At 54.2% G+C, this 24,461-nt stretch carries 27 protein-coding genes; 7 read left to right on the top strand and 20 right to left on the bottom strand.

The genetic code is table 11. From position 1 onward, the window contains the following. Positions 1 to 37: 37 nt before the first annotated feature. The 9 genes from NI000_RS09980 to NI000_RS09940 all read right to left on the bottom strand — a co-directional run bounded on the left by NI000_RS09980 (position 38) and on the right by NI000_RS09940 (position 7,910). Complete coding sequence (locus NI000_RS09980; RefSeq protein ID WP_253410046.1) at positions 38 to 487, bottom strand: SRPBCC family protein; 450 nt, start codon at positions 485 to 487, stop codon at positions 38 to 40. Between the two features lie 254 nt (positions 488 to 741). Then, positions 742 to 1,215: a hypothetical protein gene (locus tag NI000_RS09975; protein WP_253410044.1), complete on the bottom strand. Its 474-nt coding sequence runs from the start codon at positions 1,213 to 1,215 to the stop codon at positions 742 to 744. Between the two features lie 76 nt (positions 1,216 to 1,291). Next, positions 1,292 to 2,299, bottom strand: coding sequence for an ABC transporter ATP-binding protein (locus NI000_RS09970; protein WP_253410042.1), 1,008 nt, complete (start codon positions 2,297 to 2,299; stop codon positions 1,292 to 1,294). After that, a complete protein-coding gene (locus NI000_RS09965) occupies positions 2,296 to 3,330 on the bottom strand; it encodes an ABC transporter ATP-binding protein (RefSeq protein WP_253410040.1) in 1,035 nt (344 codons plus the stop codon). The genes NI000_RS09970 and NI000_RS09965 overlap by 4 nt, the downstream gene beginning before the upstream one ends. A gap of 27 nt (positions 3,331 to 3,357) precedes the next feature. After that, positions 3,358 to 4,203 carry an ABC transporter permease gene (locus NI000_RS09960; protein ID WP_253410038.1) on the bottom strand — a complete coding sequence of 282 codons (846 nt, stop codon included), beginning with the start codon at positions 4,201 to 4,203 and terminating at the stop codon, positions 3,358 to 3,360. 7 nt (positions 4,204 to 4,210) lie between these two features. Continuing rightward, on the bottom strand, positions 4,211 to 5,161 hold the full coding sequence (locus NI000_RS09955; RefSeq protein ID WP_301292423.1) for an ABC transporter permease: 951 nt from the start codon (positions 5,159 to 5,161) through the stop codon (positions 4,211 to 4,213). 53 nt (positions 5,162 to 5,214) lie between these two features. Beyond that, entirely contained in the window at positions 5,215 to 6,795 is a 1,581-nt protein-coding gene (locus NI000_RS09950) for an ABC transporter substrate-binding protein (RefSeq protein WP_253410036.1), read from the bottom strand. Positions 6,796 to 6,993: 198 nt separating this feature from the next. After that, positions 6,994 to 7,458 carry a MarR family winged helix-turn-helix transcriptional regulator gene (locus NI000_RS09945; RefSeq protein WP_253410034.1) on the bottom strand — a complete coding sequence of 155 codons (465 nt, stop codon included), beginning with the start codon at positions 7,456 to 7,458 and terminating at the stop codon, positions 6,994 to 6,996. A 143-nt stretch (positions 7,459 to 7,601) separates the two neighbouring features. Further along, positions 7,602 to 7,910 carry a hypothetical protein gene (locus NI000_RS09940; protein ID WP_253410033.1) on the bottom strand — a complete coding sequence of 103 codons (309 nt, stop codon included), beginning with the start codon at positions 7,908 to 7,910 and terminating at the stop codon, positions 7,602 to 7,604. A 202-nt stretch (positions 7,911 to 8,112) separates the two neighbouring features. Here NI000_RS09940 and NI000_RS09935 point away from each other — a divergent pair, with 202 nt between their 5' ends. Next, positions 8,113 to 8,361: a helix-turn-helix domain-containing protein gene (locus NI000_RS09935; protein ID WP_253410031.1), complete on the top strand. Its 249-nt coding sequence runs from the start codon at positions 8,113 to 8,115 to the stop codon at positions 8,359 to 8,361. Positions 8,362 to 8,720: 359 nt separating this feature from the next. Here the strand turns inward: NI000_RS09935 and NI000_RS09930 are convergent, their stop codons facing one another. The 3 genes from NI000_RS09930 to NI000_RS09920 form a co-directional block, all read right to left on the bottom strand. Then, entirely contained in the window at positions 8,721 to 9,278 is a 558-nt protein-coding gene (locus tag NI000_RS09930) for a hypothetical protein (RefSeq protein WP_253410029.1), read from the bottom strand. A 394-nt stretch (positions 9,279 to 9,672) separates the two neighbouring features. Further along, a complete protein-coding gene (locus NI000_RS09925; RefSeq protein ID WP_253410027.1) occupies positions 9,673 to 10,035 on the bottom strand; it encodes a HesB/IscA family protein in 363 nt (120 codons plus the stop codon). 83 nt (positions 10,036 to 10,118) lie between these two features. Further along, a complete protein-coding gene (locus NI000_RS09920) occupies positions 10,119 to 10,304 on the bottom strand; it encodes an aspartyl-phosphate phosphatase Spo0E family protein (RefSeq protein WP_036679471.1) in 186 nt (61 codons plus the stop codon). A gap of 438 nt (positions 10,305 to 10,742) precedes the next feature. Between NI000_RS09920 and mqnE the strand changes: the two genes are divergently transcribed. Both mqnE and NI000_RS09910 read left to right on the top strand, forming a co-directional pair. Continuing rightward, the gene (gene mqnE, locus NI000_RS09915) at positions 10,743 to 11,846 is read left to right on the top strand and encodes an aminofutalosine synthase MqnE (RefSeq protein WP_253410025.1); all 1,104 of its coding nucleotides are present in this window, start codon (positions 10,743 to 10,745) and stop codon (positions 11,844 to 11,846) included. A gap of 31 nt (positions 11,847 to 11,877) precedes the next feature. Then, positions 11,878 to 12,942 (top strand): NAD(P)/FAD-dependent oxidoreductase, encoded by a 1,065-nt coding sequence (locus NI000_RS09910; RefSeq protein WP_253410023.1) that lies wholly within the window; start codon positions 11,878 to 11,880, stop codon positions 12,940 to 12,942. A gap of 4 nt (positions 12,943 to 12,946) precedes the next feature. Here NI000_RS09910 and NI000_RS09905 read toward each other — a convergent pair whose 3' ends face one another. Beyond that, positions 12,947 to 13,204 (bottom strand): YuzB family protein, encoded by a 258-nt coding sequence (locus NI000_RS09905; RefSeq protein ID WP_010493714.1) that lies wholly within the window; start codon positions 13,202 to 13,204, stop codon positions 12,947 to 12,949. A 77-nt stretch (positions 13,205 to 13,281) separates the two neighbouring features. On the opposite strand from NI000_RS09905, the gene NI000_RS09900 reads away from it, so the two are divergent. Then, positions 13,282 to 13,530, top strand: coding sequence for a NifU family protein (locus NI000_RS09900; RefSeq protein ID WP_010493716.1), 249 nt, complete (start codon positions 13,282 to 13,284; stop codon positions 13,528 to 13,530). Positions 13,531 to 13,595: 65 nt separating this feature from the next. On the opposite strand, the gene NI000_RS09895 is transcribed toward NI000_RS09900, so the two are convergent. The 5 genes from NI000_RS09895 to NI000_RS09875 form a co-directional block, all read right to left on the bottom strand. Next, the gene (locus NI000_RS09895) at positions 13,596 to 14,414 is read right to left on the bottom strand and encodes an SDR family oxidoreductase (RefSeq protein ID WP_253410021.1); all 819 of its coding nucleotides are present in this window, start codon (positions 14,412 to 14,414) and stop codon (positions 13,596 to 13,598) included. Positions 14,415 to 14,501: 87 nt separating this feature from the next. Beyond that, complete coding sequence (locus tag NI000_RS09890; protein ID WP_253410019.1) at positions 14,502 to 15,200, bottom strand: Cthe_2314 family HEPN domain-containing protein; 699 nt, start codon at positions 15,198 to 15,200, stop codon at positions 14,502 to 14,504. A 142-nt stretch (positions 15,201 to 15,342) separates the two neighbouring features. Further along, positions 15,343 to 17,103: a UbiD family decarboxylase gene (locus NI000_RS09885; RefSeq protein WP_253410017.1), complete on the bottom strand. Its 1,761-nt coding sequence runs from the start codon at positions 17,101 to 17,103 to the stop codon at positions 15,343 to 15,345. Between the two features lie 88 nt (positions 17,104 to 17,191). Continuing rightward, positions 17,192 to 18,145 carry a COX15/CtaA family protein gene (locus NI000_RS09880; RefSeq protein ID WP_253410015.1) on the bottom strand — a complete coding sequence of 318 codons (954 nt, stop codon included), beginning with the start codon at positions 18,143 to 18,145 and terminating at the stop codon, positions 17,192 to 17,194. Between the two features lie 223 nt (positions 18,146 to 18,368). After that, positions 18,369 to 18,713 (bottom strand): thioredoxin family protein, encoded by a 345-nt coding sequence (locus tag NI000_RS09875; RefSeq protein ID WP_253410013.1) that lies wholly within the window; start codon positions 18,711 to 18,713, stop codon positions 18,369 to 18,371. Between the two features lie 215 nt (positions 18,714 to 18,928). On the opposite strand from NI000_RS09875, the gene NI000_RS09870 reads away from it, so the two are divergent. Then, positions 18,929 to 19,771, top strand: coding sequence for an SPFH domain-containing protein (locus NI000_RS09870; RefSeq protein WP_253410011.1), 843 nt, complete (start codon positions 18,929 to 18,931; stop codon positions 19,769 to 19,771). A 9-nt stretch (positions 19,772 to 19,780) separates the two neighbouring features. Then, positions 19,781 to 19,996 (top strand): hypothetical protein, encoded by a 216-nt coding sequence (locus NI000_RS09865; RefSeq protein ID WP_253410009.1) that lies wholly within the window; start codon positions 19,781 to 19,783, stop codon positions 19,994 to 19,996. A gap of 133 nt (positions 19,997 to 20,129) precedes the next feature. Here NI000_RS09865 and NI000_RS09860 read toward each other — a convergent pair whose 3' ends face one another. Further along, positions 20,130 to 21,707, bottom strand: a complete 1,578-nt coding sequence (locus tag NI000_RS09860; protein ID WP_253410007.1) for a copper amine oxidase N-terminal domain-containing protein — start codon at positions 21,705 to 21,707, stop codon at positions 20,130 to 20,132. A gap of 144 nt (positions 21,708 to 21,851) precedes the next feature. Here NI000_RS09860 and NI000_RS09855 point away from each other — a divergent pair, with 144 nt between their 5' ends. Beyond that, positions 21,852 to 23,141, top strand: a complete 1,290-nt coding sequence (locus NI000_RS09855) for a DUF2515 domain-containing protein (RefSeq protein WP_253410005.1) — start codon at positions 21,852 to 21,854, stop codon at positions 23,139 to 23,141. 23 nt (positions 23,142 to 23,164) lie between these two features. Here the strand turns inward: NI000_RS09855 and NI000_RS09850 are convergent, their stop codons facing one another. Further along, the gene (locus tag NI000_RS09850; protein WP_253410004.1) at positions 23,165 to 24,352 is read right to left on the bottom strand and encodes a glucuronate isomerase; all 1,188 of its coding nucleotides are present in this window, start codon (positions 24,350 to 24,352) and stop codon (positions 23,165 to 23,167) included. Between the last annotated feature and the right edge of the window lie 109 nt (positions 24,353 to 24,461).

The following is a 24,461-nucleotide window of genomic DNA, read 5'->3' as shown; positions in this document are numbered from 1 at the left end:
ACGTCCGCTTTTTTCATGGGTCCGGCATTCATCCGGCTTACTTCTCAGCCAGCTGTTTAATGTAAAGATTTCGTTTCAACAAAAAATTCTTCATGTACGATTCCAGAAACATCTGGTCCACCAGCTTGCCAAGAGGCCCTAACGGCGACGTGTAATCAAATTCGTCAATCATCAACGTTCCCGAATCGACGGCGCAGAACTCATGTGTATGCCGAAACCGTTTGAACGCCCCCCGAACCATCTCGTCCACAAAATAAAAAGGCGACTCAAACTCCGTTATTTTTGCGGTCAGCCGCTGCTTGATGCCAAAATGGACGGCCTCCCACGTCACCGTCTGCCCCAGCTCGATCAACCCGCTCATGACTCCGCCGACCGCTCTTTCCTTCGTTTGCGAAGTCGATTGGGCATGAACGTCGATGCTTCGCGCCAGATCGAAGCAGGTTTCAATCGACGCTTCTATGTACAACTCGGATCTGATTACCGGCATATTCGTCCTCCTCTCCAAATCGAACGAAGCGCTGCGTCTTTCACGCCCCCCGGTAACAAACACCTGTTCTGATATTACTACAAAATGGTTATTTGAGCAACGAAGCCGTTTTTTTCTAATAACCAAGAGCATGACGTGTTGCAACCGCATTCAAGGTGTCGGTGAAAGCCAAAAAGCGCTTGAACTCACGAACCCGCGAGTTCAAGCGCTTTTTGACGGCAGAGCATGAGAGCGGACTTGCAAGTCACCCGCTCCTACTCGCCCTTCTCATGCAGCGAGCGGATAACCAGCCGAAGTGTCTGCACGGACTCGGCTTCCCCCGAGCCGGCAGCTTCCCCCAAGATGACCCAATTCGGCGCGAGCGTCGAGCGCAGAAGCTCTACCTTCGCGTCGGGAAGCTTGAGTCCGTTTACCCGGCCGTGTTCGGGCACTTCGTAATCGACGCCCGCTTCGAGCCCGAAGCGGTGCTGGAGCCAAAACTGCACCCCGCCGGGGGTATTGAACTTCATCCGGTAGCCGCTGCGAATGGCTTCCTCCAACGCCTCCCCATGCTGATCGGCGTAGGCATAAAACTCGTCATAGCTGTACCATTCGCCGACCGCAGGCTGCAAAACAGCCGTATCCCCTGCCGCAAGCCCGGCGAGCAGTGTCTCGTCCGTGATCCCGAACCGGCGCGCCCGCTCCAGCAGAATGGCCGTATTTTGCGAAAGCTTTGCCGTTGTGCTCATGCTTTGTCCCCCTTTCCGATGATCTGATGCTTTTGTCAAATTGCTCTTCCGTCCAGCTTCTTCAAGCACTAAAACCTCATCCTTCGTGCGAATGACATGCCGCATAATGCCCCGGCGCAATCTCCTTCAGAACCGGCTCCTCCGCGGCGCAGCGCTCGTTGGCAAACGGACAGCGCGAACGAAACTTGCAGCCAGCGATCTCCTCCAGCGGGCTCGGAAGCTCTCCTTGCAGCAGCGTGCTATTCGCGTTCGCAACCTTAGGATCTGGCACCGGAATCGCCGCGAGCAGGGCCTGCGTATACGGGTGCGCCGGGTGCAGGTACAACTCGTCGCTGGAAGCAACCTCGACCAGCTTTCCCAAATACATAACGCCAATCCGGTTCGAGATATGCCGCACCATGGACAGATCGTGCGCGATGAACAAGTACGTCAAGCCGAACTCGCCCTGCAAATCCTCCAGCATGTTGACAACCTGCGCCTGCACCGACACGTCAAGCGCCGAGATCGGCTCGTCACACAGGACGAACTCGGGACGGGGCGCAAGCGCCCGCGCGATGCTGATCCGCTGCCGCTGGCCGCCGCTGAATTCATGCGGATACCGGTCCGCATGCTCGCTCTTCAGCCCGACCTTGCCGAGCAGTTCAAGCACAACCTCCCGCCGTTCTGCACGGCTGTAGGCGGTGTGAATCTCCAGCGGCTCGCTAATTAGCTGAAGCACGGTCATCCCCGGATTGAGCGAGGAATACGGGTCTTGGAAAATCGCCTGCATCCGCCTGCGGTAAGGTCTCAGCTGCTTCTCGTTCATCGACGCCATATTTTGGCCTTCGTACCGGATCTCGCCCGCGGTCACATCGTACAGTCGGATAACGCTGCGCCCCGTCGTCGATTTGCCGCAGCCGGACTCGCCGACGAGTCCGAACGTTTCGCCGCGGTAAATCTGAAAGCTGATGTCGTCCACCGCCTTCATGTGCCGCGTCGTCCGGCCGAACAGCGAGCGCTCCGCCGGGAAATATTTTTTCAGGCCGCGCACGTCGATCAATACGTCTTGATCTGCCGGATGAATAGGGTTGCCGGTGCCGTTCATGGCGCTTCCCCTCCCTGCTGCAACGCCGCCGAGCCCGCGAAAGCCAGCGGCCGGGACGGATAGCCTTGACCGTCCTGCAGCCAGCATAACGAGCGGTGGCCCGGCTTCGATTCGAAATAAGGCGGCAGCTCGCCGCATTTGTCCATGGCATGCGGGCAGCGCTCCTGAAACGGGCAGCCCTTGGGCGGGTGCAGCAGATTGGGCGGCGAGCCTTCGATGGATACAAGCCGCTCCCGCTTCCCTTCGGTCACACGGGGAATCGACCGGAGCAGCCCCTGCGTGTACGGATGCTGCGGCGCTTCGAAAATATCGCCCACCGCGCCTTCCTCCATCACAAGACCGCCGTACATTACAACGACGCGCGTGCATACTTGGGCGACGACGCCAAGATCGTGCGTAATCAGCACGACGGAGGTGTTGGTCGTCCCGCATAGTCGTTTCATCAGCTTCAAGATTTGCGCTTGAATCGTCACATCCAGCGCCGTCGTCGGCTCGTCGGCAATGAGGAGCTCCGGCTCGCAGGACAGCGCCATCGCAATCATGACCCGCTGCCGCATCCCCCCGCTGAATTCATGCGGGTACTGATCAATCCGTCTCTCCGGCGACGGGATGCCGACCTCGCGCAGCCAATCGATGGCGAGGCGCCGCGCTTCGGCCCGCCCAACGTTCCGGTGGCGTCGAATGACCTCGGTCAGCTGCGTCCCGATCTTGAGCACCGGATTCAAAGCCGTCATCGGGTCCTGAAAAATCATCGCGATCCGCTTTCCCCGCGCCGCTCTCAGCTTGGGCTCCGGGAGCCGGAGCATGTCCTCGCCGCGGAGCAGCACCTGACCGCCGACAATTTTGCCCGGTGGCGGAATGAGGCCCAGCAGCGACTTCGCCGCGACGCTCTTGCCGCTGCCCGATTCGCCGACGATGCCCACCATCTCGCCCTCACCGACGGCAAAGCTGACGCCGCGGACCGACCGCACCTCACCGTCGCGGGTAAAGAACGACGTTTGCAAATCGCGAACTTCCAATAGTTGTGCCATATCGCTTCACTCCGTTGCTTTCACGAATTATCGCCGGCCGACTTTCGGCTCGAATGCGGCACGCAGCACGTCGCCCAGGAAATTAAAGCTGAGTACTGTCGTTAAAATGAACAGCCCCGGAAACAATGCCAATGTCGGCTGCTCTCCGATGTACCCTTTTGCATTGTTCAGCATACTGCCCCAGGACGAATCCGGCGGCCGGACACCAAGCCCCAGGAAGCTGAGTGACGATTCCATCATAATAATGCCCGCAATATTGACCGTCGCCGCCACAATCACCGTAGGAATGACGCCCGGGATAATATGCTTCGTCAGGATGCGGAAATTGGTTTGTCCCGATACCCGGGCGTACAGCACGTACTCCCGTTCTTTAACCGATATCGTCTCCGCCCGCACAATCCGCGCAATGTACAGCCAGCTCAGCAGCCCGATGATCAGAATCATCGTCAGAATGCTCGGCTTCAGGTAGGCATTCAACACGAGCATCAGGAAAAAGGAAGGCACCGATAGCAGCACATCGATTAACCGCATCAAAAGCTGGTCGAGCCTGCCGCCGAAATAACCGCTGATCGTGCCAACAAATGTGCCGACTACGACTGAAATAATCATACTGATAAAGCCGATGCTCAGAGAAATGCGTCCCCCATACAACACGCGGGCAAAATAATCACGCCCGTTATCGTCCGTGCCGAACCAATGCGCGCCGCTCGGCGGAAGCAGACGCTCGGTGATGTTGATGGCGTTCGGATCGTAGGGAACGAGAAACGCAAACGCCGAAGCCAGCGCGTATGCCGCCAGCAGAACAAGCGCGGCCAGCCCCGCCTTTTGCTCGACCAATTGCAGACGCAGCATACGCCATCTCATGCGGTTCATTTTAGCTTCACCTCATTGCCTTAATTCGGGGGTCGACCAAGCCGTATAGCAGATCGGCAGCCAGATTGCCGACGATCAGCAGGAACGAAGACAGCATCGTAATGCTCATGATCAGCGGATAGTCGAGCCCGAATACGGCATTGACGCCGAGCGACCCCATTCCCGGCCAGGAAAAGATGCTCTCCACGAGGAAGGAGCCCGCCAGCAGCTCGGGAAGCGACAACCCCATGATCGTAATGACCGGCAAAAGCACATTACGCAGGACGTGGCGAAAAAGTACGGTACGCCGGTTGGAGCCGTAAGCATATTGAATCTGCACGTAATCCTCTTCAAGCTGGCTGATCGTGCTGGAGCGGATATAACGCATGTACACGGAAATGTGCGTGGCACAGAGCACCATACACGGCATAATGCCATGCTTGACGATGTCCCAGACCGAATTCACGCCGATCGTCCGCATCCCCATGCTCGGAAGCCAGTGCAGCTTCACGGAAAACAAGTAGATCAAGAGCATCGCGAACCATAAGCCGGGGAGCGAAATCCCGATATACGCGATCAAGCTCAGTACTCGGTCGACGAAACGGTTTTTGTACAACGCCGAGATCAGACCGAGCAGCGTCGCAAAAATCAGCGACAGCACCGTGGCCGAGCCCATCAGCCCGATCGTGGCCGGCAAGCGTTCGGCAATCAAGGTCAGCACCGGGCGGTGATTGTTCAACGAATAGCCGAAGTCGCCTTTCAGCAGATGCAGCAGCCAGTAGACGTATTGCAAATACAGAGGTTCGTCCAGCCCCATACTGTGCCGGATTCTCGCGACGTCGTCCGGGCTCATATTGGGCGTGACGAACGACATCACCGGGTCCCCGGGGGAAAGCCTGAGCAGAACGAAACAAACGATGGAAATAATAAACAACAGCGGAATCATTTGCAGAATGCGTCGGATTGCATACGTTTTCAAGTCGGAATTCCCCCTGAGCGACGCCTGCTGACTTTACCGCGCAGACAAGCGTGTTACTTCAAGTAAATTTTCGTAAAATCATCGAACAGCACCACTTGCTTCGGCACCGCTTCCTTCAGTCCACCGAACCTTTTATCGACCGCAATGATCGATTTGCCGTAGGCGATCGGATACGTCGTCACTTCGTCCGCCGCCATTTCCTGAATCCGCTTGTACAAATCTGCTCGTTTATTCGCATCCGTTTCGACCGCCGCTTTGATCCACAGCTTATCAAACTCGTCGTTCTTGTAATGCGAATAGTTGTAAGGCGCGCTGCCGAGATAAATCGCTTTATAGGCATCCGGCTCGTAGCCCATGCTGTAACCGCCAAAGGACAGATCGTAATCCGTGTTGTCCTTGTTCAGCGCCTTCTTGCCGAGCGTGGCCCCGTCGAGCGGGATCAATTCGACTTGAACGCCGATTTCCTTTAGCTTTTGTTGAAGGTACAGGGACATATTGCCTTCCGCCTTGCTCGCATTGTAGTAAGCGAAACGGATTGTCAGATTGTCCGCACCGGCGGCTTTGAGCAGCTCCTTCGCTTTGGCTTGGTCGTATTCGTACGTTTTGAGCTCCTTCTTCTGGTACAGCGTGTCCGGGGAAAAAATCGACGCAGCCGGCTCGGCAAAATCAACCGAGGAAAATCCCATCGTAATCAGCTCTTTCTTGTCGATCGCATGGGCGATGGCCTGGCGCACTTCCTTTTTCTTCATCACATCGATATTCGTATTGAATACCATCGTCGTGACCCCGCCGGACGGGAACATGAGCAGCTCGGACTTGCCGGTATCCTTCACCTTGTTGTAATCCTGCGGCTCCACCAGCATCATGTTGATCTCGCCGTTTTGCAGGGCCAGTGTCGCTGCGTTGCCGTCTTTCGCTACACGGTACGTGATCGAGTCGAGCTTCGCCTTGTCGCCGAAGTAGCTGTCGTTACGCTCCACAATCACGTACTCGCCTGAGCGGTATTCCTTGAATTTGAACGGGCCGGAGCCGACCGGGTTGTTGTTCTTCGCGCTTTTCTCCATATCCGCTTCGCCTTCGAAGATGTGCTTCGGAATCGGCGAAATCTGCACAAGTGCCCCTTCGAACGAAGCCGACGCTTGAGGAAGCACAAGCTCCACGGTGAGCTCGTCCAGCTTGTTGATTTGCACCGGCTTGCCGTCCAGCACGAACAAGCTCCGGAAATAGCTGTGCTGCTTCTCGTCCAGGATGCTGTTGAGCGTGAATACCACGTCGTCCGCCGTCAGCTTCTGGCCGTCATGCCAGGTTAAGCCGCTGCGCAGCTTGAGCGTGTATTTCGTCAGATCGGCCGAAGGCGTCAAGCTTTCCGTCAGCACGAACGTTTTTTTGCCGTCATTGATCGTGAACAGCGGCGAGAACAAAGCTTTGCCGATGGTCAGCGACATCCGGTCGCCGGCGTAGATCGGGTTGAACGTTTTCGGATCGTCTTTGATGGCGACGATCAGGTTGCCGCCTGCTTTTGAAGCGGACGTATTCGCTGAGCCCTCGTTCGCTTCCGGCTCCGGGCTGCATGCGCTTACGACCAATCCCAAAGCGATGACGAGCGCGGTCAGGAAGCTCCGTTTCTTTTTCATCCATAACCCCCCTATTTCCATAATAAAAACGCAATGGATGCCGCTAGCCGTCCAGTAGGCACTTCGGACAAAATTTTCAATTCACATAAGATTACTTGGTTAAAGAATAGAAAAAGACCGCTTCGTAACGGGCACACAACCATGCGCCCGTACATCGCGCCGAATCTTATTGCTTTTTACGCTTTGTTGCGGACAGTCTTATGTTTGCTGGGAGTTTGTCTTTTCCTTCAACACGTTCTCCAGCAACTCGTTGAGCTTCGTCAGACCGTGCACAATATCTTTCAAGTCGTCTTCCGACGCATTCTTCACGAACAGCTCCTGAAAGTCTTTCACGTTCCCGAGAATTTCCTCCATCTTGTCCCGGGCCGTGTCGGTCAATTGAATCTTGACCACCCGCTGGTCTTCCTTCGTCCTTACGCGCTCGATCATATCCATCGTCTCGAGCCGCGAGCACACCGCCGATACGTTGCTGTCCACCATATTGAGCTGCGCCCCGATATCGCCCACCCGGGTCGGACCTTCATGATGCAGCAGCAGCAAAATGTTGATCGACGGGCCAGTCAGATTGTGCGGAGAGTAATGCTGGTTCACGATCTTCGAATGCTTGGTGTCAATGACCCTCAGCAGCTCCCCGATCATGATACAGTAGTCGATTAGACTCATTGTGTACCCCTCACTGAACAATTTATTTATCGCAATAAATATTATTAAAATAAATATTATAACGATAAGGACGAACCGTCAATCTTTTTCCTGTTTTACATGTCAAAACCATTTATTTTATTGTGCCAAAAGAGAGTCCATCTTCAACGAATTAGGCTCAATTTATCTGCATCATGGAGCACGTGGAAATTCAGGAGTTCGTAAGCCGTCATGGCCTGGAGTTTCTCATGCAGGTCGAATATAGTGATTTCTCCTTTATGCGTCTTGCCTAAAATTAATCTGGCACCGCATTCCACGTAAATTCGATGATTTTGCGTCCGGGAAGCCATGGTATAATGAACAGTATGATTTGAAATAAAAAATGCGTGCGATTCGTCTGGCGTCAAATATGCATCTGTAAGTTCAAAATCATTATCGCCTGCTTCGAGAACAAGGGTTATCCTCTTCAACATGTTCTGCCACTCCTTTTTGTTTTTAAATGCGTTCGTCTCGCAGAAGTACCAAAGATGAAGCTGCAAAAAATAAACTTTTGTCAATTGACCGTTAAACGTTCACATCACCACTATAACAGTTGATCGTTAAACGGTCAATAGATTGCTTATTATCTTTTTGCTATATTTATTTTAAGTGGATTGCGAATAGGAGATTATTGATATGGATATGAACGATGTAAGATTACACTGTCATCTTGGTGAAATTATAAAGAAGAAAAACATCTCGGCGCTTAAACTCTCAACCGAAATTAATTATCGCCGATCGACAATTAATGACTTGATTAATAATGTCGATATGGATAATAAACGAATCCCCGCGGAACTTATAGCCAAACTGTGCGCATATTTTAACATCACTCCAAATGAACTTTTTAGCGTAATACCCAAAGACGGCAGCCGATCGGAATAAGGGAGTTAGCCTCTAACCCGACAAGCTGCCGTCTTAATTTGTTTCTTGAATTGCGTTAAGGGCATAAGTGATTGCAACGTTGTTACTCCATCCCCTTCCCCTAATATTCGATCCCAAATGAATTAAAATAGTTCTTTCCATGGTAAAAAAAGACGTAATAAGTAACGCCACCCGAACGGATCATTCCGCTTGAGTGGCGTTGTTGTGCAGAATTATGTTGACCTTTTGATCTTCTTTGACTTCGTTGCGTGTCCCCCGCCTTTAATCCTCACAAGGCTGCGCCAGCGCTTCTTCCTCCGCCTTCGTGCGAAAGCTGGAGCCGCATCCGCATGTGGCTACTGCGGCACCTTAAATCCTATTTATTTCTTGTTCAGCGCCTGTACATCATCTCTAAAAGCTTCACTATACTGCTCGAATAATCCCGTATTAAACTTATAACTCTTGTCATTGGCTTGGGGCTTATTTTCCTTAAGCTGTTTGTACAAGTTATCGGTTTCACTCGATAGTTTAGTCCATACTTGCTTCACATTATCATACTTCGCATCCAATCCCTGTATATAAGCATCATATTCCACTTTCTTCTCCATCGCTTTACCAAGTCGGTCGATTGTGAAATCTATGTCTAACTCCTTGCCTGTGCTGCTAGTACCCCTACTTTTGTACGAACCGATGTTTACGAATCCTTCGTTCCAAATAGACACGGTTATAAAGTTGCTAATCTCAACTAGTTTTGACTCCACTGTAGGTTCTTCCTTTTTAGTAGAAGCATCCGCCTTATTAGCAGCGTTCGCAATCGATTTCTGAATGGCCTCAGCCAGCTTTTCCTCATCGGTTTTTTCTTTTGCACATCCGGAACTGACGAACAGCAATACAACGGCCATTCCAATCAAAAAACCAATTTTGTTGCGATTAAGCATCTCAATACTCTCCTCTTTTACACATGTTGATTTCCTTTAATATCGGTTACCTCCTTATATATCGGATTTTTTAACAAAATTTTGAAGTGTTTTTTGATGGAAATGATCTTTTTAATCATTAAAAACATTACCCAGCCGCCGACAGCTCCGAGCAGCACACTTTTTTGTATGTACTACATACATGTTTTTGAGCTTCAAAATAAAAACCTCCCAACGTTGTATTCCGAAGAATAACGTCAGGAGGTGCGGAGTTCACAACCCATAAACGAAAAAATTCGGGTTGTTATCGTTCATTTCACACGGTTGATATTACGCTACTTTTTCGATTCAATCCGCAACCCACCGCCTCGGCCAACACCTAAAGCAGACGTTCAGGTCACCGTAACGCACTCACTCAATCCTCGCAAGGCTGCGCCAGCGCTTCCTCCTCCGGCTTCGTACGGAAGCTGGAGCCGCAGCCGCATGTGGCTACCGCATTCGGGTTGTGAATGCTGAACCCGCCGCCGATGCCGGTGTCTTGGAAATCGATCTCCACACCGTACAAATATTTGGCACTTTCTTCGTCCACGACGACCTTCAGCCCGTGGATGTCCATGACTTTGTCGCCTTCCTGCTCGTTGTCGTCAAAGCCCATTCCGTAGGAAAAGCCGCTGCAGCCGCCTTCCTTGACGCCCACGCGCAGGAACAGATTCGGAGTTTCCTCCGCCGCGAGCATTTCTTTAATTTTATCGCAAGCCGTTTCGCTGATTTTAATCATATCGCCATGCCTCCCTTACCTGCTCGAAAATGTACTTCTATATAGAAGTATACTCCTTCCGGCCTCGGTCCTCAAGGGCTGCCTCATTTGCGGTTATCCGTTTTATCGGCTTCATAATAACGAAGCAGCAATTGATCCAATTGTCTGCTGCAGTGCTGCACTTCCGGATGCATGAACCCGAGCTGATTGCCTAAGCTTACCATCTGCTCACGCATGTCTTCGATTTCTTCGGAAATGGAGGCCTGCTCATCGAGAGCTGGAGTAAGCAACCTGGCACCGTCCTACCCAATGTTATTTCAATCTAACAGTATACTAGACTCCCCTGCCCATGAAAATAGGAATTAAACCCTATCTTGTCCGTTTTTACAACAGGAATATAGTTTTAACGATTCATGTATTGCCCCTCTCCGGCAGTAGGTTTATAATAAGGAGTATTGTTTTTCACACATTTGTCACTCGGAAGAAACACATGCCGGTCTGACCAAGCGCTTAAGCGAAGCTTCGTATTTTATGGAATACGTCCAAGCTTCGCCTGCCTGTGTGTTCTTGGCCGGCTGACCATGTGCAAGCTTTCACAGCTTTCGCCGGTTTATCCGCAGCAGACTGTGAAAGACACGATTCCCTGTATCGTTGTACAACTTCATCGACAGAGCGTCCCGTCAGCGGAAATCAGGGGCGCCTGACCCATTTACGGAGGTGGCTAAACCATGAGTATGATCATCAACAGCCAGGAAAGGCGCATGGCCGAAATCGCCGAAAAAGTGGAGCACGGAGAGCGTTTGACCCTGGAAGACGGCGTTTTTCTGTACGAAACGGACGATTTATTAACCATCGGACAATTAGCAAACCAAGTGAACCTGAAGAAGAACGGCAAAAAAGTATATTTCGTCGACAACATGAGCCTGTACTTCACCAATGTTTGCGAGGAGCACTGCGCGTTCTGCCATTTCCGCCGCGACGAAGGCGAGGACGGTGCGTATACGCTGACGGCTGAGCAAATGTTCGATTACATCGACAAGCACTACCACCCGAACATGCAGGAATTCCACATTACGGGCGGCCACAATCCGAACGTGCCGTTTCAATATTATGTCGACTGTATCAAGGGGCTGAAGCAGCGTTATCCGAATGTGACCATCAAGGCCCACACAGCGGCAGAAATTGAGTTTTTTTCCCGGCTCAGCGGGTTAAGCTATAAAGAAGTGCTGCAAACGCTGATGGATGCCGGACTCGGCACGATGCCGGGCGGGGGCGCGGAGATTTTGTCCGAGCGTTACCGCAAAAAAATGCACCTGGTGGACAAAGCATCCACTGAAGCGTGGCTGGAAGTGCATCGCACCGCGCATCAGCTCGGCATGAAAACGCACGCCACCATGCTGTTTGGCTCCATCGAGACGTTCGAAGAACGGATCCGGCACATGATGTACCTGCGCGAGCTGCAGGACGAAACCGGCGGCTTCATGGTCTTTATACCGAACTCGGTTCAGCCGGCCAGCGTCAATGCCAGCATCAAACGCCGGGTATCGGCCTTCGACAATCTGAAGACGATCGCGATCAGCCGTCTGATGCTGGACAACATTCAGCATGTCAAAGCTTATTTCATCAATCTCGGTACGCAGCTTACGCAAATCGCCCTGACATTTGGCGCTTCGGACGCCCACGGCACGATTATCCAGGAACGCATCAGCCATGCCGCTGGAGCGACCTCGCCGGAAGGCATGACACGGGACGAACTGGTTTGGCTCATTCAAGGAGCCGGCCGCATTGCCGTCGAGCGCGATACTTTCTATAACGAGATCAAGGTCTACTAATTAAGTCATAAGAGAAAGGGTTAACCGTTGTATGAAAAAACTTGTCATTTTGGGCGGAGGCTACGGTGGACTGACGGTAGCGAAAGAATTGCTGGAAGGAGACATCCCGGCCGATACGGTGATGATCATGGTCGACCGGATGCCTTATCAGGGACTGAAGACGGAATATTACGCGCTTGCTGCCGGAACGGTGTCCGAACAGGACATCCGGGTGCATTTTCCGGTAGACCCGAGATTGATTCTGAAATACGGCGAAGTCACGGCTGTCGATCCCGAGCAGAAGGTGATCCGTTTCGCGAACGACGAACCGCTGTCTTACGACTGGCTGGTCATAGCGCTCGGATGCGTGGACAAATACCACAACATTCCCGGGGCGGAGGAATTCTCGAACAGCATTCAGTCGTTGTCCGCCACCCGCAAAACGTACCAGGCTTCGAACGATGCGGCTCCTTACGGTCAGATCACTATTGTCGGAGGCGGTCTCAGCGGCGTAGAAATGGCGGCGGAGCTGCGCGAAAGCCGGCCGGACTTGAACATCCGTATCCTGGACCGCGGCGCCAGCGTCCTGTCTCCGTTCCCGGAAAGGCTGCAGCGGTATGTGCGCGAGTGGATGCTGGAGCACGACATCGAGCTGCGTTCTCACGTATCGTTGAACCGCTTGGAAGGCGGTCTGCTGTACAACCAGCAGGAAATCATTCAGACCGACATTACGATCTGGACCGCCGGCATTCAGCCCAGCCCGATCGTGCAAAACTTGAATCTGCCCAAGGACAATCAAGGACGGTTAACGATTAACGAATACCACCAGTTGCCCGATTACAATGAAATTTACGTCGTCGGCGACTGTGCTGCCCTGCCCTTTTCCCCGAGCGGACAAGCGGCAGAAGCGCAAGGCAAGCAAGTGGCGGAAGTCCTGCAAGCCGTATGGAAAAACGAAACTCCCCGGCTCGGTAAAATCAAGCTCAAGGGAGTTCTCGGATCGCTCGGCAAAAAAGCCGGTTTCGGCATGATGGGCAAGCGGACGGTCATGGTCGGCATGGTGCCCCGCGCCTTGAAGAGCGGTGTGCTCTGGATGTCGAAGCGCCATCTGGGGTAAAACTTTATTCGTCTTTGAAGAGATCGAGCATATCCTCGATCTCTTTTATTTTAAGCTGAATGGCCGCCTCCAGCTCCTCTGCGGTGGCTGCCGCTACGATCTCGCCGTTCACCAGCGCGAATGGAGCCAAATAGCATTCGCCGCAGTTGCCGAGACATCCGTACTCGATCACGTCGTATTCCGGATTCTGCTCCAGCTGCTGCATCAGTTTGGCTGTCCCGTGGTGCATATTGTTCGTACAAAATTCAATGATCGGTCTCATCGCACTTCGCCTGCCTTACAGCCATTTTAATTTTCGATCGATTGTACTATAATAAAATAAGAAGGGAGATGATGCAAATGAGCGAGAACACTCAGCAAAGCACCATGTACGACGAGGTTCTTGAAGTTCTAGATAAGCTGCGCCCGTTCCTGCAACGCGACGGCGGCGACGTAGAGCTGGTCGACGTTGAAGACGGCATCGTTAAACTGCGCTTGATGGGCGCTTGCGGCAGCTGCCCGAGCTCGACCATCACGCTGAAAGCCGGTATCGAGCGCGCGCTGCTTGAAGAAGTGGAAGGCGTTCAAGAGGTTATGCAAGTATTCTAATGCATTGACCGCCGGATCGCAGTCCTACGAAGAACAGCCCCGAGCCCGCATGCTCCATGCGCCGCTCAGGGCTGTTTTTTTGTGCCGCTTGCAGCCGTTTGCACGGACCCGCTGCCGATCATGGCACGAATCGGATCCAGCCCTCCGGACACATCCATAATGTTGCCGGTAATGAAATCCGAGCGCTCTTCGCATAAAAAGGCGATGACCCGTGCGATGTCTTCTCCCGTTCCGGGGCGTCCGCGCGGGGATTCGTCATCCTGCAGATGCTCCACTTCACCGATCGTCCGCTCTTTATTCGCGCCGCGAATGTCTCCCGGACAAATCATGTTGACCGTAATTCCTTCCGACGCTTCTTCCACGGCTAGCGTTTTCGTGAAGGAGACGAGACCGACTTTGGCCGCCGCATAGGCTGCCCGATGCGGCCATCCCCGCGCCTCCGCCGCATGGCCGAAGCCGAAATGGATGATTCGGCCCCACTGCTTCCGGCGCATCATCGGAATAACCAGATGATCCAAATGCATCACGCCGAGCAGATTGCCCTGCATCAGCTCGTTAATTTCCCCAAGATCATACTCCATAAACAACCGGCGCTCGCGAATGAACGGACCGGCGTTGTTGATCAAAATATCGATCGAACCGAAATGGCGGACCGCTTCCCGTACGAGCCGTTCCCTGTCCTCGGGAACGGCTACGCTTCCCTGAACCGCCTCGCAGTGTACGCCTTTGCGGCGTATCGCCTCTCGCAGCTCGAACGCTTCCTTTTCGCTGTGCACGTAATTCAGCACAATATCGGTTCCCCGTTCGGCAAGCAGGAGCGCGGTCATTTTACCAAGACCTTTGGCGCTTCCCGTAATGAAGGCGGTTTTCCGCTGCCCCTCCATGCTCCCACCTCCCGCTTCTCGTTCATTCCCGTTCTATCCAAAGTATAGTGCAAGCCGGAGAGTGATTCAACTTAAAGTCGCTCCGGATCACCGGACCAGATAACGAAATACGGTCGTCACCGAACGGAACGCCATGTCGCAGCCTTGCCCGAGATCGGCCAAATTTCCTCGGATATCCTCCGTCTCGGAACGAAGCCGTTCGCCGTATTTCGCTTCCTCCGCTTTCATCAGATCGTCCAGCAGATCGGCGTTAATCGTATGGATTTCCATGTTGCGCTGATTGCGCAGGTGCGTGAGCGGCTCCTTGTAACTCGTTTTAAGCTCGTAGAGCTTCGCCTCCAAATCGGTAAACAGCTTGTGCTGATGCATATTGCGAAGAACGGTAAAATATGAGAACCGCGATTTGATCTTTTCCGTCTTCAAAGCAAAACGTTCGTTCATAAAATGCCCGAGCTTATCCAGCACGGCGAACAGACGAATCAGTGCGTTGTTGTAATAATATAAATGGCGGTGGTAATCGTCCAGCTCTTCGCGTTCCATCCGGTCGATGAATGCTGTTGTTACACGCTCCCCGTAGCGGGCAGCCGCATACTGGCTTTGCTCCATTTCGTCCAATGCCCGCAGAAAACTTTGGCACCAGATCGCATAACGGCGCTCCTGCGGAGTTGGAGCCGTCCCCTTTTTCGTCCGGGTGACGGTTCGCAAATATCCCCGGATCGCCTCGTTGGCCTCAAGCAGCAGCCCGGTGTCCTGCCTGGGCGGCTCGCCAAAAATCGCTCTTAACATAGGTGTCCCCATCCCATCCCGTAGTCCCATTCAGTATACCCGATCCCGTTTTGCAAAAACAATCGCATCTGCAAAAAAAAACGACAGCGGCGCATTGCCCTGGGTAAAGGACACGCCGCTATCGTCGGTTGCGTTCATGAAATTAAGCAAAATATTCGCTCCAGCGGGAATCAACCAGTTTCACGATATCTTCCCGCGGGAAAAGCTCGTCGGGGTAACCGGGCTTCATCCGGGCATCGATCACCAGCGGTAGCTCGTAGCCGATATGATGGCGCTTGACCTGCGTACGCGCGTAAATATCGGCCGCCGGGTTGAAGCGGGTGAACACCGTCCACAGAAACGCCGTCTGGTCGCCGGCAATAGACGTCTCGTCCGCGACGATGACAAGCGGCCATTGAGCCAGACGATCTCCCGCCTCCTCCACCAACCGGTTAGCCAATCCGGGGTCGTCCGCATAGGAGGCACCGGAGACGACGAGACAGCCGCGGCAGTAGACGGCGGCAGCCGAAATGCCCGGCAGCTCCCCGCCCATATAGACGGCCGGCAGCTCCCGCTTCGGCTCGCCGACGCCGACCAGCACCGCTTTGCTCCCGTGGTTAAGCCGGTCGCCGGTATAATCGAGCGTGTCGTGCGACGTATTGCCAAATACGTACAAATCCTGCAGCGGATCGAATCGCTCCAGCACCGTCTCCAGCAGCGTTGGGAAACGTTCCAGGTCCAACTCCCGATCCGTCACCATCAAAAACTTCGTCAGCGACAGCTGACCCTCGCCGAGAATACGGAACGCCGAGACGATCGCTTCGCGGCTGTAACTCTCGCGGACAATCGCCGCAGCAAGCGCATGAAAGCCGGTTTCGGCGTACGTCCACAGGTCTTTAACACCCGGCATCGCCATCGGGAAGGCTGGCGACAGCAGCTTTTGTAGAAACTCTCCGAGATAGTAATCCTCTTGTCTCGGCTTGCCGACAATCGTAGCCGGATAGATGGCGTCCTTGCGGTGCCACATATGGCTCACGTTGAACACCGGAAAATCGTGAGTCAGCGAATAATAGCCGTAATGATCGCCGAACGGACCTTCGGGACGGCGCACATGCGGCGCTACCGAGCCGCGAATCGCAAATTCCGCCTCGGCGACGAGACGATGTCCACCGTTCGGATCAGCCACAAGCGGAAGCTTTTGCCCCATAATCAGCGAGGTCAACAGCAGCTCCGGCAGATGCTCGGGCACCGGCGCGATTGCGGACGCGATCAAGGCCGGCGGTCCGCCGAGAAAGACCGTCACCGGCAGCGCTTGTCCGCGCTTCTCCGCTTCGTGGTAATGGAAGCCTCCGCCCTTATGAATTTGCCAGTGCATGCCCGTTGTCCGGTCGTCATATACCTGCATCCGGTACATGCCCAAGTTATGATGACCATTCTCCGGATGCTCGGTATATACAAGCGGCAGCGTGACGAACGGCCCTCCGTCTTCCTGCCAGCTCGTCAATACGGGAAGCCCGGCAAGCGGCGCCTCGGTCTTGCACTGCTGCAGCACCGGAGCGGCGTCGGAGGACACGTTTTTGGTCCCGACTTTGAGCAGGTCCAGAAGAAGCTGCCGCTGGTCCCAGACCGCCTTCGGCGTTGGCGGAAGCAGCGTATCCTTCGCCGCGATAATATCCTTCATCAGCTGCTCGGGACGCGGCCCGAACGCGAGGTCTACCCTCCGGCTTGTGCCGAACAGATTCGTTACGACCGGGAAAGAAGCGCCTTTTACATTAGTAAACAGCAGCGCAGGCCCTTGCTCGTCGATGACCCTGCGGTGAATTTCGGCAAGCTCCAGATTCGGATCGACCGGCGCGGAGATGACTTTTAATTGATTTTCCTTACGAAGCGCTTCAAGAAAGCTGCGTAAATTTTCGAATCTCATGGCCGAGCGTCTCCCTTCTTTCATCCCACGAAGTGAAATAGATCATTGCTAGATGCCCCCGGATAGGACGTATAGTAATAAGAGAGGCTTACGGCAGCCGAGGAGCCGCGTAAGCCTGTACCTTCCCCTCTGCCGCGTGCAGAGACGTTATCCCCAAGTAACATAGGATGCCGAACAAGCAGGAAATCAGCAGCGCATGCAGCATGCTGGCGAGCAGGTAAATGTCGTATCCCATGGCCAGCGTAACAAAGCCGCCGCTTAAGATTTGCAGGATGATAAGCACCAACGATAAGCGGGTCGCCCGATAAATCGCACTGTCCGTATGCGCCTGCATCCGAACAACGAGGAATAGAACCAGAATAGCGATCCCCAATACCGCAGCCGCCACGCGGTGCATGAAGACAATGCCGGTCGCCCCGCTCAGCTCCGGAATGACTTGTCCGTTGCACAATGGCCAGTCGATACAGCCGCCGGTCGATTCGCTATGCCGGACATAGGCTCCCAAATAAACGACGACATAAGAGTAGATCAAAATGCCCCAGATAGCGATTCGCACGCCTTTGGTCATCCTCGTTCCGTCGCCGCGGTGCATCGCGTCTCCGAATTTCGTGAATACCAGGTACAGCAGCAGCGTAAAGGCAAACGACAGCAGCGAGAAGCCGAAGTGCAGCGCAAGCACCGGGCCGGATTGCGGCCATACGACGGCCATGGCACCAAGGATCGCTTGCAGCACCGTGAACGCCATTGCCCCGCCTACGTACCATTTGGCATCCTTGCGATGGCTGTACAGCATCACCAGAATCGTCGTAGCGAGCAAAATCATCCCCACAATACCGACCACAAAGCGGTGGCTGTACTCAATCAACGACTCGATCGTATAAGCCGGAATGAACTTTCCGTTGCACAGCGGCCAATCGTCCCCGCAGCCCCGGCCCGATTCCGTTTTCGTCACCAGCGCGCCCATCAGCAAGATCAAAAACATGCCGGCCATGCTCGCAAAAGATAAGCGTTTAAGCCAACGTTGTATGTTCATGCGTAACATTCACCCGCTTCTTCTATAAAATACGTCTATAATCATTTGTCGACAACATTAGACAAAAGCGAACGTCCAACCCTTATTATAGCGATAAAAAGTACCTAAATCCATGCAGAAATGTTACAAAGCCTTGAAACCGGGCGAAACCTCCGCATCGCCCTCTTCAACGAACAAAAGCCCGGCCGGAACGGTTTCCGGCGGGCTTTTGAGCTTTGGCCCTCTGTGACTGTTACTTCTGCAAGGCGTTCGATACTTCCAGCGCGCGGTCCAGGAATTGCTCGATCTCGTCGCGCGTTTTGCGCAGCTTGCTGACGAAACGAACAAGCTCTTGACCGTCGCGGAACGCGATAAAGCTCGGGATGCCCAAAATGTTCAATTCCGAGCAAAGGTCCGGCAAATCGTCGCGGTCAATATGAATGAAGTTCAGGCGATCTTGGTACGCTTCCTCCACTTGAGGCATGAACGGATCGATGAAATGGCAATCCTTGCACCAAGTCGTTTTGAAAACGGCAACGGTCGGCTTGGAGCCGGCGATTATTTCTCTAAATCGTTGTTCGGTTGTCACTTGTTCCACGGAAAGCACCGCCTTCGGTCATCGTTTTTGCGCTATTTCTTTCGCTTACCCCACTTATAGCACTCGGAGCAGCTTCTGTCAATCTTGCGCAGGCGGGGCCATTTTAACTATATAAATTAAATTTCCACTTTATCCTACTTTACAATTATTACTAAAAGTGATATCATAAAAATATCAAAACAATATAACACCCTCAAACAAAAGGAGTGCTTGCGATGAAGGAAAGAAAAGCATGGGTGATGAACGGATTTGTCGGGCTGCTGCTGGTGCTTGCGCTGGTCGGAGGAGGACTTTTCCTGCTGATTACCGAAACTTCTCCCGCTCTGGGCATTATCCTGATCGTCTTGTCGGTACTGCCATTATCTTCATTGACGGTCATTCAACCGAATCAGGCGATGGTCGTGACGTTCTTCGGCAGTTACGCCGGAACGCTGCGCGAGAGCGGCATGTGGGTAACGGTTCCGTTCTCCAGCCGTAAAAAGGTATCGCTGCGCGTCCGCAACTTCAACAGCGCCAAGTTAAAGGTGAACGACATCGACGGTAATCCGATTGAGATCGCCGCCGTCGTCGTCTTCCGTGTCGTCGATTCGGCCAAAGCCAGCTTCGATGTCGACAACTACGAGCAATTCGTTGAGATCCAAAGCGAAACCGCGCTGCGGCACGTAGCCAACAAATATCCATACGATTCCTACGAGAACGGCTACTCCTTGCGCGGCAATTCCGAAGAGGTTGCCCAAGAGCTGAGCCGCGAGCTGCAAGACCGGCTGTCGGTGGCCGGCGTCGAAGTCCTTGAAGCACGCTTGACACATCTGGCTTATTCCACGGAGATCGCCAGCGCCATGCTGCAGCGTCAACAGGCAACGGCTATCATCGCCGCGCGCACCAAAATTGTAGAAGGTGCTGTCGGTATGGTGCAGCTGGCTATCGCGCAATTGCAGCAAGAAGGCGTCATCGAGCTTGACGAAGAACGCAAAGCCGCCATGATCAACAATCTGCTCGTCGCCATCGTGTCGGACCGTTCCGCCAATCCGGTCATCAATACGGGAAGCTTGTACTGACGGTCCGCCATGGCCGGCAAAAAAAATTTCCCGCTGCGGCTTGATCCGAAGCTGTACGAAGTGCTGGAAAAATGGGCGGCCGACGAATTCCGCAGCGTCAACAGCCACATCGAATATCTGCTGCGCGAGACGGCCGCTCGAGCCGGTCGGCTGCCCTCCCCCCGGCCGCTCGGACCGGGAACGGAGACGAAAGCCCCGCCTTCCGATTCAACAACACAGGATTAAGCCTGATCCCCGTTATACGAAAAAAAGAAACAGCCCCCCATCTTTCCGAGGCGGAGTCGGATGGGAGGCTGTTTTCTGCTTCCAAGGCCGGAATAGTCCGGCCGTTCAAGCACATATTAAGGATAAAGCCAAATTAATCACGGGTAATTTTAACGGTTTGCGTTTCTTGCTCCCAGCCTACTTTCGCTCCGAGGCCTTCGGAAACGACGCGAACAGGAACATAAGTAACGCCATCTACGAGTACGGCCGGCTTCTCCAGCTTCACGGTTTTTCCGTTAACGGTAGCTTCGTCGCTGCCGATCGTTAATACGAGCACGGCGCCGCTGAGCGGATCGGTCACTTTGACTTGCTTGGTGGCCTCATCCCACTTCACATCGGCATCCAGTTCCTCGACGACGAAACGCGCCGGAACCATGATCGTTCCGTTGTCGTTATACGGGAGCGTACCGAAAGTAAGCTCTTTGTCTTCGCCAACGATCATGCTGATATTTTTCTTCGTTACGCCAAGTTCGTCTTTAAGCAGCTTATACAGCTGGGAGTTCGGATCAAGCGATGCGACGAATTTGCTTGCCGTCATGCGGCCGTCCGCACCGTTCATTTCGATAACGCCGCCGGCGGTATCAATCGTAGCCGCCTGTACCGGCTTATTCACGTTCCACACTTCATAGACCGACGTGATTTTGACGCTTTTCAAGCCGTCTCCCTTGCCTTGCGGAAGGGTAAAGCCAATTTCCGTGTTCGATTTGCGGGTTACGTAATCTTTGTCTACATACAGGTCCATCTTAAGCGATTGATTGTCGTTCAGCCAAGCTTTGGCTTCCGGACCCATCGCGTCGACCGACGCGTCGAAATCCTTGAGCATTTGCTCCAAATGGGTTTTAACGAACGTATGAATGAATTCTACAGCCAGCGCTTTATTGTTCAAATAAGGCGTAAGCGGGTCGTTCATCGAATTGGCAGCATCCTTGCCGGCTTCCTTGGTGACTTCCTTCAGAATCGGCACGTACAGATCGTACAGCACGCCGATAAAGTCCTTCAGGCCTTGATCGTCGGCAAGCACATTCGTCAAGAAGCCTTTCACCAAGCCAAGCAGCTCGTTGCCGTAGACTTCGGCATGAACCTTTTGCAGGGTCAGCGCTTCGCCGTTTACGGTTTCGTTCACTTCCGCAGCCGTAATTTTGCTCGGGTTCGGGAAGTTGCGGGTGAAGAACGACGTGAGCGAAGGCATCGCTTCGACCGCCTTCTTGCTAAGCTGCTGGAGCTGCTCCTGCACTTCCTTCGGAAGCTCGGCAGCGGAGCCGTTCATCGCCGTCGCGCTGTTGCGGATCACGATCGGCTTTTTCGCGCCTTCGATTTTGAGCGTGTAATTCATGTCAGACATGACCAGCTCGAACGGTACGCGGCCCTTCTGATACTCGAAGGCACCTTTCAAAGACGTATGCAGCTGATCTTGCATTTTCATCTCGGTAATGTCGATCTTCACCTTGCTGAACAGATCGAAAGCCCGCTTGCCCTCCGGCGACATCGTGACCCCCGGGTCCGGCGTCAGCTCAAGCGTCACCGTTTGCTTGCCTTCCGAAGATTTGACGGCCAAGCTTCCGGCCATCGCTTTGCCTACGTCGACATTGCCGACCGGTTGGCAGCCGGCGAGCAGGATCAGGATGCCGACCAGCACAAGGCTGAGCATGGCGTTCCAATGTTTAGTTCTCATCGGGAACCTCCTAAAAAATATGTACTATAATGCATGCAACCTACCGTCTTATACGAAATAAATGGCAGAACGTTGCGCACTTGCATATGGAATTATACGACGGCAGTTTGGAAAATCCTTTTTTGAGGCGGGAGGTCTCAGACCATGAACCGGGGAAAATACCGTTGGAACGGCATCGATCTGCTCCATAAGCTGGCGGATTTGCCACAAGAAGCGGTAGAGTGGATCAAAGGAAAAGCGCAAACGGTAGCGCATGAAAAAAAGCTGCTGGCCGCAGCGCATCGCATTCCGATTGATCCGCTTTCGATCGAAGCGCTGCGCAAGCGGCTGGAATGGAAGCTCGCACTGCAGGAAGGGAACGCGGAGCCGGCAAAAGTAACCCCGGAGACCGGGCCTGAGGCCAAAGAAGAGGAGCAGGAGCTGCTGGAGCGCATCATACGTGAGCGGGACGTGCATATCCGCAACAACGTAACGCGTACCGCGGCTTATTTGCATATGTACCGGGAGCATCCGGAGCTGCATTGGGCGTTTCTGGCGCATATGGTATCGCGCAACGGGGGCTGGAGCATGACGGATCTGCGGGGAGATATGCTGCCGTTTCTGCTGAACGAAGAGCAGTGCGAGAACGTCTTCGCTTTTTTGGAAAGGGCCAATGCGCTCATCTTCCGGGACGCTTACCCGCAGCTTTTGCTGTACCGGGCCAGCTTGCAGATGAAACGTCCGCTGTTTCATCTGCTTCCCCGGCTCGGCGTCTCGCGCTTCATGCGCCCGGTCTGGGAACGCTTCTGGGTCGAGCGGGAATCCGGGCTGCTCACCGTCGCGCTCATCGTGAACGAGCAGCATTATATTGAGGAGCGCGTCGTCCGTCATCCTTCGTTTCAAAGCACCGTGCTCGACACGTTGTTTTTTCAGACGCAGACGCTGCTTCAGCTGAACCAGGTCGTGTTTCCATATGTTCAAGGCGAACGTATACGGCTCGCAGGTCTGATTCTGGAAAACTTCAGCAGCGTGCGCGAGCGCATCGAGGTCGGAAAAAAGCTGTACGCCATTCTATTCGGGATACGTGCGGTAGCCGATGGCGCTCAGGCATTCGCCTGCGGACGCCGTCACAGCGGCTCCCGCGCGGATTACTGGCCGCACCTGTTTGCACTCGTGCGCAAGGAGCCGCCCCGGCCCCGCGGCCAGCTGCTGGAGCGGCTTGACGGCTGCAAGCTGCGGCCCGGCGCGGTCCCGCTGTACAGTCCGGTGCTGACGGATGCATGGAAGGACAGGGACGTCGAACCGCCCGTCCCCGGGGATTGGTTCCGCGACCTGTCCGTCCTCGACTATTTTACGGAAATCAGCGCGCCGTTCTCCTTCGAAATGACGCAGGACTGCGGTATCGGACTGAAAAAAATCGAACTCGCCGTGCTCGCCAGCGATCTGATCGTTTAACGGGCAGGCTCCGTCGGGCGCGCTTACTGCTCCCGGAAGCCGTAACGCTGCGCCGCGCTCTCGTAGAGCCAGCCTCTGGCGACCTGCAGCGCCGTCTCGCGGTCGATCCAGCCCCGCTCCGTCTGCTCGAAGAGGAACTCGGCCATCAGCCGTTTGACGAGCGCGATTTTGCCGTAGCTCCATTCGATGCAGCGCGCGTCGGAGACGATAAGTGAGCTTTTAAGCGCAGGCAGCGCCTCCAGCCGATACTGCATCGCATCGCGGTACGTGCTGGCGCGGAAATTGAACCACCACTGCCCGCCCGTGTGCACATTGGGGAAATTCCACGCCGCTTGGACGATGTCCAGGTTGTTCAGCTCCGAAGCGACCACCAACTCGAACGGAACGGCATATCGCTCGAACAAGCCGGACAGCTTGACGATCTTAAGCGGATCGTTTACCGGGGTTGCGGTACCGCACCAGGACCGTTCCACGCCTACGAAGATTTGCACCATCAGCCCGTGACGCTCGGCCGCTTCGCACACCGCATGCATAAGCATCATCAGGATCTGGTCCTCCGTCGCATTGACTTTCAACGAATACGAGCGGTTGGCGCTGGCCTCAAAAGCGGGCAGCGTTGTCATGACGCCCGGGCATCCCCGCTCCCGGTACGATGCGAACAACTCGTCTATGGTTTGTCTCGCCTCTTCGTACGCTTCCTCCGGCTGTGCCGACGCCGCGATGGCCTGGGTCCACTGCGGCAGCTTGCCGTCGATCCGCGGGAGCAAAATCGCGTCGCGCTTCATGCCGACAAACTTCGCATGGTCCGGGTGATTGACCACGAAAGCGCGGACATTCAGCTTGTCCGCCACCTGCTGCGCCCAGCCTGCCTTTTGAGACGAAGCCCGGACCGCCTCATCCGCTTCGTAGACGGAGCGCTCGTCGCGGAGCTCAATCCCGTACAGCTGCTTGAAGATATGTGTGACGGTCCAATTCATCAGCGTATTCCGCGTGGCGCGGTACGCCTTCATAAACGCTTCAATGCGTTCCTTCTCCGGCAGCTCCGCCGCGTCGGCGGGATATCCGCCCGCCTGCATTTCCCGGTTCAACCAGAAATAATGGGCGATATCCCAGAAGCTCTGTGCACACAGCTTGTCCCCGATCAAATGGGTATGCGTATCCAGCGTCTCGATGCCTTCGACTTCCGCAATCCACGTTTCCCGCGCGGTCATGACGGATCTCCCCTTTCCCTTGATCTCTTCATCATACTACATGTTCGGACAAGGGAGGATGGATTCGTTTTGGAAGAGACTGTATTTTTTTAGGCTTGCCACCCCAACA

Source organism: Paenibacillus tyrphae (assembly GCF_024158745.1).
Lineage (GTDB): Bacteria > Bacillota > Bacilli > Paenibacillales > NBRC-103111 > Paenibacillus_G > Paenibacillus_G tyrfis_A.
This window is presented reverse-complemented; position numbering and strand designations above follow the sequence as displayed.

Excerpts from the sequence above, each read along its gene's own strand:
- mqnE (WP_253410025.1), top strand. The coding sequence starts at position 10,743 with ATGAGTATGATCATCAACAGCCAGGAAAGGCGCATGGCCGAAATCGCC.
- NI000_RS09925 (WP_253410027.1), bottom strand. The coding sequence starts at position 10,035 with ATGATTAAAATCAGCGAAACGGCTTGCGATAAAATTAAAGAAATGCTC.
- NI000_RS09930 (WP_253410029.1), bottom strand. The coding sequence starts at position 9,278 with ATGCTTAATCGCAACAAAATTGGTTTTTTGATTGGAATGGCCGTTGTA.
- NI000_RS09885 (WP_253410017.1), bottom strand. The coding sequence starts at position 17,103 with ATGAGATTCGAAAATTTACGCAGCTTTCTTGAAGCGCTTCGTAAGGAA.
- NI000_RS09950 (WP_253410036.1), bottom strand. The coding sequence starts at position 6,795 with ATGAAAAAGAAACGGAGCTTCCTGACCGCGCTCGTCATCGCTTTGGGA.
- NI000_RS09900 (WP_010493716.1), top strand. The coding sequence starts at position 13,282 with ATGAGCGAGAACACTCAGCAAAGCACCATGTACGACGAGGTTCTTGAA.
- NI000_RS09975 (WP_253410044.1), bottom strand. The coding sequence starts at position 1,215 with ATGAGCACAACGGCAAAGCTTTCGCAAAATACGGCCATTCTGCTGGAG.
- NI000_RS09905 (WP_010493714.1), bottom strand. The coding sequence starts at position 13,204 with ATGAGACCGATCATTGAATTTTGTACGAACAATATGCACCACGGGACA.
- NI000_RS09910 (WP_253410023.1), top strand. The coding sequence starts at position 11,878 with ATGAAAAAACTTGTCATTTTGGGCGGAGGCTACGGTGGACTGACGGTA.
- NI000_RS09855 (WP_253410005.1), top strand. The coding sequence starts at position 21,852 with ATGAACCGGGGAAAATACCGTTGGAACGGCATCGATCTGCTCCATAAG.
- NI000_RS09965 (WP_253410040.1), bottom strand. The coding sequence starts at position 3,330 with ATGGCACAACTATTGGAAGTTCGCGATTTGCAAACGTCGTTCTTTACC.
- NI000_RS09935 (WP_253410031.1), top strand. The coding sequence starts at position 8,113 with ATGGATATGAACGATGTAAGATTACACTGTCATCTTGGTGAAATTATA.
- NI000_RS09850 (WP_253410004.1), bottom strand. The coding sequence starts at position 24,352 with ATGACCGCGCGGGAAACGTGGATTGCGGAAGTCGAAGGCATCGAGACG.
- NI000_RS09980 (WP_253410046.1), bottom strand. The coding sequence starts at position 487 with ATGCCGGTAATCAGATCCGAGTTGTACATAGAAGCGTCGATTGAAACC.
- NI000_RS09880 (WP_253410015.1), bottom strand. The coding sequence starts at position 18,145 with ATGTTACGCATGAACATACAACGTTGGCTTAAACGCTTATCTTTTGCG.
- NI000_RS09960 (WP_253410038.1), bottom strand. The coding sequence starts at position 4,203 with ATGAACCGCATGAGATGGCGTATGCTGCGTCTGCAATTGGTCGAGCAA.
- NI000_RS09970 (WP_253410042.1), bottom strand. The coding sequence starts at position 2,299 with ATGAACGGCACCGGCAACCCTATTCATCCGGCAGATCAAGACGTATTG.
- NI000_RS09945 (WP_253410034.1), bottom strand. The coding sequence starts at position 7,458 with ATGAGTCTAATCGACTACTGTATCATGATCGGGGAGCTGCTGAGGGTC.
- NI000_RS09860 (WP_253410007.1), bottom strand. The coding sequence starts at position 21,707 with ATGAGAACTAAACATTGGAACGCCATGCTCAGCCTTGTGCTGGTCGGC.
- NI000_RS09940 (WP_253410033.1), bottom strand. The coding sequence starts at position 7,910 with ATGTTGAAGAGGATAACCCTTGTTCTCGAAGCAGGCGATAATGATTTT.
- NI000_RS09895 (WP_253410021.1), bottom strand. The coding sequence starts at position 14,414 with ATGGAGGGGCAGCGGAAAACCGCCTTCATTACGGGAAGCGCCAAAGGT.
- NI000_RS09870 (WP_253410011.1), top strand. The coding sequence starts at position 18,929 with ATGAAGGAAAGAAAAGCATGGGTGATGAACGGATTTGTCGGGCTGCTG.
- NI000_RS09890 (WP_253410019.1), bottom strand. The coding sequence starts at position 15,200 with ATGTTAAGAGCGATTTTTGGCGAGCCGCCCAGGCAGGACACCGGGCTG.
- NI000_RS09865 (WP_253410009.1), top strand. The coding sequence starts at position 19,781 with ATGGCCGGCAAAAAAAATTTCCCGCTGCGGCTTGATCCGAAGCTGTAC.